This is a genomic window from Hydrogenophaga sp. GW456-12-10-14-TSB4 (assembly GCF_059424305.1).
The window spans coordinates 1-8,373 of the sequence record NZ_JBWKZH010000118.1; the positions used below are offsets into that span (position 1 = coordinate 1).

The window sequence follows — 8,373 nt, forward strand, 5'->3', positions numbered from 1 at the left end:
GACTTCGGGGAGGGTGGGCGCCAGCGATGCAGATTCGAGGGTCATGGCAGGTCCACCTTGCGGCGCAGCGCCGGTGTGAGGTCCACGGCGTGCGGGCCGCCGGCCACCGCGGTGCGCAGGACCACCAGGCAGCCGCATTCCCGTGGCAGCTCGTCGAGCGCGGCTGGCAGGCGCTGCGAGAAACTGCGGGCCATCGTCATGGCACGCTCGCGCTCCTGATCGGAGCCCGAACTGGAAGCCGCCGTGAGCAACTGCGTGAACTGGGCTTCCTTGGCGCGATAGACCTCTGACAGGTCCACCACGCCCACGACCAGGGCAGGCCGCAGCACCCAGCGGTCGTAGGCCGCAATGCCGGCCGCGACCAGCAGTGCCGTGATCACCGCATGGCGCAGCAGGGCCTTCACAGCGCATGCCCCCGCTGCCGCAGCAGTTCGGTGATCGCCTCGTCGATCGACAGACCCTGGGCGCGCAGCGCGTCGATGGGCGCGTTGTCCTCGAGCTTGTTCGAGAACAGCAGGTGGGTCGCGGGATCCAGGATGTTGCGGGCGACCCCTTCACCGACGGGAGAGGAGATGTAGAGCTCCGAGAACGCGCCGGCCTCGGTGCGCAGTGAGTTGAGCAGCCGCTTCTTGGGCTCGTCCATCGTGAGCCGGCCCTTTCGGTCCAGCATCTCGATGGACTCGGGCTTCTGGCGCAGCAGGAACACCCAGTCCGAGCAGTTGAAGGCGGCCTCCATCTGGGCGCTGCCGTAGTAGTCGTCGGCGCTTTGCGTCGCCGTGCCGAGCGCCCCACCGTACTTGCGCGCTCGGCGTGCGGCTTCCTCGACCACAGCGGCCTTGACGGGATCGTCGGCGCCGATGTCGCCAAGCTGCTGCTTCAGCTCGTCGATGAAGAGCACCTTGCGCCGGTTGCGCGTGAGGTACATCTCGCCGGTGATCTGGTGCAGCAGCAGGATGTTGACCACCGCGTGCAGGTCGGGGCGGCGCTTGAGTTCCTCGTTTTCGATGACGATGAAGTCGTTGCTGAAGTCGACGTTGGACCGGCCCTCGAAGAAGCGCTCGTACTGCCCACCCTTGGCATAGGGATTGAGCATGATCGCCAGGTCCCGGATGCGCTGGTCGCCGGTGACGCCCAGTTCTTCGATGGTCCCGGTTTTGAAGGCGTCGCGCAGGCCGGTGATGGTGAGGTCCTGGCCGTGCGAGCGCCAGAGCTTGAGCACCATCGCCGAGATTGCCTTGTACTGGACTTCTTCCAGCGTGTGCTGCATCGAGCACATTTTGGCGATGCCCGGCACAAGCATGTCGATGTCTTCGTTGATGTCCCGAACGATCGTGAACGGGTTCAGGCAGATGTTCACGTCCGGCCGGAACTCGATGTAGGTGCCATGGGCCTTGCGGCACAGCTTCTCGAATGAGCGGCCCAGGTCCAGCATCCAGACCTTGGCGCCGATCGCGCGGTAGGACCACGCCATCTCGTTCATCAGAACGGACTTGCCCGACCCGGGTGCACCGATGATGGCGAAGTTGTAGTTGCCCAGGTCGTTGTCGAACAGATCCAGCGTCATGACCTGGCCGCGCCGGCCACCGAAGACTAGGGCCGGGGTGCGCGTACCGCGCCACTCGGCGATCAGCGGTGCCATGTGGATGGCGTTCGACATCGTCTTGCGCGTGACCCGACGCATCTTCCCGAGATCCTTGTGCATCTTCGGCGTCAGCGTCATCGGCAGACTGGCCAGCAGCGCCTGGCGGTGCATGTAGGCATCGGCGTTGAGCTGGAAGCCGCGGGCGCGCCAGATCGCGTTGGCGGCCTCGTGCGCCGAAGCGGCCTTGTCCGGGGGCGTGAAGATCGCGAGCTGGTGGTACAGGCTCACCAGGCTGCCGCCGGTGTCGATCGCATTGGCCGCGGCGGACCAGTCATCCAGCTTCTTGCGCACGTCGGGCATGACGTCCGCCATCTTGCTCTTGGCGTTCTGCGTGGCGCGCACGTGGTTCGCCGTGACGATGGACTTGGTGGCGTTGGGGTCGAGGATGTGAACCCCCAGCGTGATCAGGAAGGGTGCGCTGTACTGCAGCGCTGGCTGCATCAGGTCGCCGATCAGCGAGCCCATCTGCCACAAGGCGAAGCGCTCGGGAAAGCTCTTGATCGAATAGAAGCGTGCTTCCAGCACCTCGGTGCCGGTCTCCTTCCAGAGCGTGATGCCCGATGGGTGCGGATCCTGGATGGTGTCGAAGTCCACGATCTGGTCGCGGATCTCGCGACCGTCGTCGTAGTGCAGCCAGCGATCGTCGTCGAAGTTCAGATCCTCGGCATCGGAGTGCGCGATGCGGTCGGGATTGGTGAACAGCGCACACCAGTTGATCAGGTCGGCCGCATCGCAGACGCGGTTGGGCAGCATGGCCGAGCGCAGCGTGGCGGCCATCGAGTCGCGCAGGGTCAGCAGCGCCTCGCGCCGGTTCAGGTCCCCCGCGTCGCCGGGAAAGGCTACGCTCAGCATCAGGCGGAAGTCGCGCAAGGTGTAGTGGAACCCGGACGTGATCGAGTGCTGGGTGCCGTGCAGCAGGTGTTGCACGCGCTGGCGCGCCAGCTTGCGAAACAGGTTCTCGTTCGGCACGGGTCGGCCCCAGGCGCGGGCCTTCTCCACCTGGTCTTCGTCCTCGACCCTCAGGTTCGTGTACTGGCGCAACTGGTGGCGGATGTGCGGCGAGGCGAAGAGGTGGAACTGCAGGCCCGTGTCCGCGGGGCAGTTGGCGTAGAGCGAGACCAGCACCTCGGACATGCGCTCATCCGCCCCCGATTGCGGCATGACCTCGAGCATGAAGCCCATGCCGTCGCGGTTCACGAAGATGCGTTCGTCGGCCAGGTAGGCGGAGTAAGGCAACCAGCCGGCGAACTGTTCGGCCGGGGTGTGCGAAGGCAACCCGAACGGGAAGAGTGGAAGACCTTGCGACGCGCCCAGGCCTGCTTCAGTGGAGGGATGGTGCATGGCGACCTCACTGCGAACGAGAGCCCGGGCCCGCCGGCGGGCGGGTGAGCGAAGGGAAGGGATTGAACGATGAAGGTCGCTGCACCGTTGCGTCGGCGGGCTTCGCGACATCGGGGTCGCCCGAGGACGGTTCCACTGCGCCCCCGGCTGCAGCACCGGCGGTCGCTGCCGGGGGTGGCCGCAGCGGAACGTACTGCTCGCGAATGCGTTGGCGGACATGCTCGATCTGCCAGCGCCCGGCATCCACCTGGACGTAGACATAGCCTTGATCCCAAAGGTCGCCGTCCGCGTCTTCCCAGGATTTGGTCCACAGCCGAAGCACCCTTGCCTGGGAGCGCAGAGCGGCACCGGTCCGCCTGTCCTGGCCGGGCTGCGCGACGGTGGCCAAATCAGCCGCGATGGGTTGGCGGGATGGCGCGGACACGGCGGCTGACTTCGCCACGTTGGCCGTCGCCTGGGCGTCGTCAGAAGAGCTTGAACTCGCTGAAGTGGACCGCCCGCGCTGGCTGGGCAGGTTGTGGTGCACGGCGTTGGCGTAGGTGCCCGACACCGAGTCGCAGGCCACGCCCTCGGGTGCCGCGCAGGCGTACCTGGACTCGCCGCTCAGCCCAGACATGTTGACGCAGCCGGCCAGGGGTAACAGCCATGCGATGGCCGTTGCGCGCAGCGAGCCGGTGCTCACGGATGTACCTTCGCACTGCGTGCGGCGGTGCGAGCCTCTTGGGAGCGGCCCGGCGAGGCTCATGGCTTCCTCCCCGCGGCCGACGGCTTGGAGGCCGCGATTTTGGCGGCCTCGGTGAGCTTGGCTTCCAGCACCGAGCGCCCGACGTAGCCGTCGGTGCGTGTGCCGTCGGCCCAGAACAGGGTGGGCGTGCCCTGCACCCCGAGGCGGCGTGCGAGGTCGAGGTTGCGCATGACCGGGTGCTCGCAACTCGGATTCGGCTGCAACGGGCTTGCGTCGGCCTGTAGCATCCATTGCCGCCAGGCGCGCTCGCGGTCGGCGGCGCACCAGATGGCGATGGGCCGTGCTTCGCCTTGGAAGGGGACGAGGAAGGTGTAAACGGTGACGTTGTCGATGCCGGCGAGTTCGGGTTCGAGCTGCTTGCAGTAGATGCAGTTCGGGTCGCTGAAGACCGCGAGCTTGCGCTGGCCGTTGCCGCGCACCGTCTTGATCGCATCGGCCAGCGGCAATTGGTCGATCGATACGGGCGCCGGGGATACGGACTCCGACTGGAGTTGCCCGCCCTGGTCGGCGTTGCGTTGCGCGATCTTGGGGCCGGTGATGTCGCGCATGCTCTGCGTGTCGAACAGGCGCCCGAAGATGAAGAAGCGCGGGTTCGTGGCCGCGACGTAGGCCACGTTGCCGCTCATCCAGACCTCGTAGAGGCCTTCGACGTCGGTGCGCGAGACCTCGGTGAACTGCGTGCCGGGGTGGGCCGTGCGCAGCGCGGCGAGCAGCCGGGTTTCGTCGGGTGTCGCCGCGCGACCCATCGATGCGACGGCCAGCAGCGCGCCACACAGCGCCAAGCGCAGTGCCCGTCTTTGCGCCAGGTTGCGCGTCGTCGGATCCACCAAGCGCCGCGAGGCGCGCACGGATTCAATAGTTGCCATCATCGGGGGCCTCCAGGTACCGGGTATCGGGTGAAGCGACGCGGCGGGAGCCACGTTCGGCGAGAGCGGTCATCGGCACGTCGATGCGAACGCCCTTGGTGATCACGACGTCGATCTGGCGGCCGGCATCCACCTCGATGACGGGGAAGGTGTTCTCGGCCAGCTTGATGTAGTACTGGGCGAGGCGGTCCAGTGCCTTGCCCACGCCACTGCCGAGCCCGGCACGGTAGGCGTCGGCGTTGCTGTCGGTGCTGGCCACCGTGCCCAGCGGCGAACTGCTGTACGTGGTGTTCGCCGTCGCCAGTCCCTGGCCGATGCCGCTGACGACGCCGGCCAACAAGGCGTTGGCCAACATCTGGCCCTGTTTCGTGACGAGGCGCCCGCGCATGCCGACCTTGCCGTCTTCGCCGTAGACCGAACCCTGGATGCGCACTTCCAGGGTCGCGCCGTCGGCGCGCACGCACGACAGGTTCTCGGTGCGCAGATAGGCGCGTTCGGAGCTGATGTCGCCGTAGCCTGCGGCGACGACGAAGCATTCCCGGTATTCGCCCCGGAACTGGTTGGGCAGCACACTGTTGTCCGAGAGCCGGATCAGCACCGGGTGCGGGTTGGACTGGGATTGCCCACCGGTGGGTGCGTCCAGGCCGCCGAGCAGGATGCCGCGCGTGAAGCTCACGGGCAGGAAGGTGGAGACGGTCTTGGGTGCGTTGGACGGCGATGCAGTGCCCTCGGTGCGGGCGCTGCCGTCATGGCTCGCCGCCGCGGAAGGGCGCGAACGATCGGCCAGCGTCACACGCGAGATCACGGGCACTGGAGGCGCAGGTGGTGCCGGCGGCACTGTGGGCTGGAACGTGGGTGGCCCCACCGGCATGGCGCCGCCACCCGAAGGGGGCTGCGCAGGAGGCAGGCCGGCCGCAGGCGGCATGGCGGCGGGACTCGCCGGTGCCGGCCGCGAAGGTGGCGGTGGCACTGGGGCGGCGGGCGTCGGGGCCTGCTGGTTGGCGGTCAGGCGCTGCTCGAGCTCCGCGAAGCGCTGCATCGTGCGGGATTCGAAGGCCTGCCGGTCCTTGTTGAGCCGGCCCTGTTCCTCGCGCTCGGTCTCGTACTGTGCAAGCTTGCGGCCCGCCGTGCCGACCCATTGGTCGACTGGGTTGACTTGGCCGCCGGGAGGCAGCACGCCGATGTTGGTGACGTCGCCGGGCTGCGCCTGGACGGTGCGCCCGCCGTGGGGTTGAGGGTTCGGAGCGGAGAAGCTGAAGATCAACCACAGCAGGCCGATGCCGCCGCCCAGGATGGCAGCCAGCAGCGCGTACTGGCGCTGGCGCGGCGAGAGCCGGTCCAGCATGCCGCGCACGGCGTGCCCGAGCGGGCGCGCTGCGCCGGGAGGTGTGGATGGCGTGCTCATTGCGTGCCTCCCCGGCGGATCACGTAGATGCTGGTGCTCTCGCCCGGGCGCAGGTTGTGGTGCTCGATCGCGATGCCGGTGATTTCGCCACCGCCGGGGCTCTCAGGCCGGTCAAACTCCTGCTCGGCGAGCACCATGGGCGCGGTGCTGATGTTCTGCAGCGCGTACTTCTCGCCGACGAAGCCGCGGCCCTCGTACCGGCGCAGCAGCGTGAAGCGCGACTCGGCCCAGAGCTGAATGGGTCGCGAGGTTTCCTCGACCCGGACGTCCGGGGGCACGCGGTCCGAGGCCATGGCCACCAGCAGGGCCTTCATCGTGCGAACGTGGTTGGGCGCGGGACCCGAGGGCATGGGCTCCGGGGTGGCCGGGCGCAGTACCTGCGGGGTCTTGTCCCGGATCACGATGGTGTCGGCCGGGGTGTCCGCGCGGCGCAGCAGCAGGGTGTAGGTGGCGGTGGCCGAGGACACGAAGAGGTTGATCGGCCGCATCGCATCGCCGGTGGGACGGATGTAGATCTCGCCCTTGTCGCGGTCGCACTCGACGATGACGTCGCCGGCCGGGTTGACCGCGGAAGACGACAAGGCGGCCGAGGTGGCGAGCCCCGGCGTGGCGGAGGGCATACCCGGGGATGCCGACGCGGGCAGGGGCGTGCCACCGCAGTGGCTCGAATGGATGTTGCCGAAGACGTCGGTGATCGGCGTGCCCTCGATGCGGATGCGCGTGGGCTCCTTCTGGGAGACGATGGCCTCGACGGCCACGCCGTCGCTTGCCTCCAACACCTGCAATGCGTGTGCCTGCAGGCCGAGGGACAGCGCCGTGACCGCGAGGATGCGCCGCGCGGCCGGGGGCAGGCGATCCCGGCGTCGCCGCGATGGCGCCGTGTGAGGGCGCGACGCCACCACTGCGGTGAGCCCGACCCGGACGGGCCGGATATGGGCGCGCGCGGGGCCGGCCAGGCGCAGCGGCGTGAGTGCGATGTCACTTGGCCGCATAGGGCACCTCCTTGAATCCGAGGACATGCATGCGAGCACCGGCGTGGCCGAAGTCGATGCGGTAGGCCTTGAGGTCGTTGGCGGTCTCGTGGCCGTTGACGAGCGTGCGCAGCCGCCCCCGCACGACCAGCGACTGCGTGCCCTCGCTGGCCACGAGCTGTTGAGGCGCGAAGGCGGTGACGGCGTTGATGCGCTTGAGGCGCTCGGCCTCGACCTCCTGGCGCGTCTTGAGCGCGCCGTACTGGGCGGGATCAACGTAACCGAGCAGGATGTCCTTCTTCCAGTCGATCGTCGAAGGCGTCACGTCCAGGATCAGCCAGGCGACGAAGCTGCCCATCTGCTCCAGGTACTCGCTCGATGCCTTGTCGCCGCTGACCCAAAAGGTCTTGCTCAGTGACGGCGGCACGACCACGGTGCGCACCGTGCCCAGGATATTGAGGATGACCACGAGTGCGAGGAGCAGGCCCACAGCCAGCGCGCCGACGGCGAGGCCCAGGCCCCGGTTGCGCCGGTGCAGGTCTTTGAGATCACCGCTGAGTCGGTCGAAGTCCATGACGGTGCTCCGGCTCAGCCGACCATGCGGCGGATGTGCGACGGAGGCGTCGCGCGCATCGACGTCACCGGGTTTGTTGGCAGGTGCCAGTAAAGCCAGTGGATCGCGAAGGCGGGGTGCTTGTCCGCCTTCAGGCGTGCGATCCAGCGCGAGACCGCGATGCCGGCGCCCATGCAGACCGCGAACGCCACCTTGCTCGAGGACAGGTAGCCGATGAAGAAGGCGAGCAGGATGGGCGCGGCGACGTCGACATCCCAGAAGCCGATCTTCCATTGATCGTCCAGGCGCCGCGGGATGTAGGTGTCCGCTTGCATGTGGGCCTCCAGATGCCAAGGCGTCGGGGCTCAGATGACCGCGCCCATGATCGCCCCGGCGATCACGAGGCCCACCGCGGCGAAGATGGCCAGGCCCACATAGAAGAGGACCGGCCCGAAGTTGCGCAGCGCGGACAGCGAGATCAGCGCGACGACAAAGCCGACGAAGCCCACCAGCGCCTTGATGCCGGGGCCCAGGTCGGCGATCTGCGTCAGCGCCGAGGTCATCGGACCCGTGATGCCCGTGAAGGCCACCAGGTCCAGCGCGTGGGTCGGGAATGCCAGGGCCAGGCCGACGAAGGCGATGACCAAGAGGCAGAACAAGCCGGCGAGCTTGCGTGCGGGTGAGCGCAGCGCGGCCGGGGTGGGTGTGGACAGGAGAGCAGTGCTCATGGGGGATCTCCAGCGAAGGAAAGAACGGGTTCAGGTGATGGATCGGGTGGCGTTTCTGGTGTGGTGTGCGGGTGCGGTCAGCGGGTGTGTGAGCGGATGGGCACGGTGGCGAGGAAGCGCCA

General features: G+C 68.0%; 9 protein-coding genes. All 9 read right to left on the minus strand.

The annotated features are described in order from the left end of the window. Positions 1-41: 41 nt before the first annotated feature. From AC07ZS_RS29105 to AC07ZS_RS29145, 9 genes are read right to left on the minus strand one after another with little or no spacing between them, the layout of a single operon-like run. Entirely contained in the window at positions 42-404 is a 363-nt protein-coding gene (locus tag AC07ZS_RS29105; RefSeq protein WP_494801920.1) for a hypothetical protein, read from the minus strand. Then, complete coding sequence (gene traC, locus AC07ZS_RS29110) at positions 401-2,983, minus strand: type IV secretion system protein TraC (RefSeq protein WP_494801921.1); 2,583 nt, start codon at positions 2,981-2,983, stop codon at positions 401-403. Before traC ends, AC07ZS_RS29105 begins: the two co-directional genes overlap by 4 nt. 7 nt (positions 2,984-2,990) lie before the next feature. Next, on the minus strand, positions 2,991-3,665 hold the full coding sequence (locus AC07ZS_RS29115) for a TraV family lipoprotein (RefSeq protein ID WP_494801922.1): 675 nt from the start codon (positions 3,663-3,665) through the stop codon (positions 2,991-2,993). 59 nt (positions 3,666-3,724) lie between these two features. Further along, positions 3,725-4,597 (minus strand): DsbC family protein, encoded by an 873-nt coding sequence (locus AC07ZS_RS29120; RefSeq protein WP_494801923.1) that lies wholly within the window; start codon positions 4,595-4,597, stop codon positions 3,725-3,727. Then, entirely contained in the window at positions 4,581-5,999 is a 1,419-nt protein-coding gene (locus AC07ZS_RS29125) for a TraB/VirB10 family protein (RefSeq protein WP_494801924.1), read from the minus strand. The genes AC07ZS_RS29120 and AC07ZS_RS29125 overlap by 17 nt, the downstream gene beginning before the upstream one ends. Further along, the gene (locus tag AC07ZS_RS29130; protein ID WP_494801925.1) at positions 5,996-6,991 is read right to left on the minus strand and encodes a type-F conjugative transfer system secretin TraK; all 996 of its coding nucleotides are present in this window, start codon (positions 6,989-6,991) and stop codon (positions 5,996-5,998) included. The genes AC07ZS_RS29125 and AC07ZS_RS29130 overlap by 4 nt, the downstream gene beginning before the upstream one ends. Continuing rightward, a complete protein-coding gene (gene traE / locus AC07ZS_RS29135) occupies positions 6,978-7,544 on the minus strand; it encodes a type IV conjugative transfer system protein TraE (RefSeq protein ID WP_494801926.1) in 567 nt (188 codons plus the stop codon). The genes AC07ZS_RS29130 and traE overlap by 14 nt, the downstream gene beginning before the upstream one ends. A 14-nt stretch (positions 7,545-7,558) precedes the next feature. Continuing rightward, on the minus strand, positions 7,559-7,858 hold the full coding sequence (gene traL / locus AC07ZS_RS29140; RefSeq protein WP_494801927.1) for a type IV conjugative transfer system protein TraL: 300 nt from the start codon (positions 7,856-7,858) through the stop codon (positions 7,559-7,561). Positions 7,859-7,888: 30 nt separating this feature from the next. Beyond that, complete coding sequence (locus AC07ZS_RS29145) at positions 7,889-8,251, minus strand: hypothetical protein (RefSeq protein ID WP_494801928.1); 363 nt, start codon at positions 8,249-8,251, stop codon at positions 7,889-7,891. Between the last annotated feature and the right edge of the window lie 122 nt (positions 8,252-8,373).

What these genes read in the sequence shown, in the direction of transcription:
- traC (WP_494801921.1), bottom strand. Translation starts at nt 2,983, where the DNA reads ATGCACCATCCCTCCACTGAAGCAGGCCTGGGCGCGTCGCAAGGTCTT.
- AC07ZS_RS29120 (WP_494801923.1), bottom strand. Translation starts at nt 4,597, where the DNA reads ATGATGGCAACTATTGAATCCGTGCGCGCCTCGCGGCGCTTGGTGGAT.
- AC07ZS_RS29125 (WP_494801924.1), bottom strand. Translation starts at nt 5,999, where the DNA reads ATGAGCACGCCATCCACACCTCCCGGCGCAGCGCGCCCGCTCGGGCAC.
- AC07ZS_RS29130 (WP_494801925.1), bottom strand. Translation starts at nt 6,991, where the DNA reads ATGCGGCCAAGTGACATCGCACTCACGCCGCTGCGCCTGGCCGGCCCC.
- traE (WP_494801926.1), bottom strand. Translation starts at nt 7,544, where the DNA reads ATGGACTTCGACCGACTCAGCGGTGATCTCAAAGACCTGCACCGGCGC.
- traL (WP_494801927.1), bottom strand. Translation starts at nt 7,858, where the DNA reads ATGCAAGCGGACACCTACATCCCGCGGCGCCTGGACGATCAATGGAAG.
- AC07ZS_RS29145 (WP_494801928.1), bottom strand. Translation starts at nt 8,251, where the DNA reads ATGAGCACTGCTCTCCTGTCCACACCCACCCCGGCCGCGCTGCGCTCA.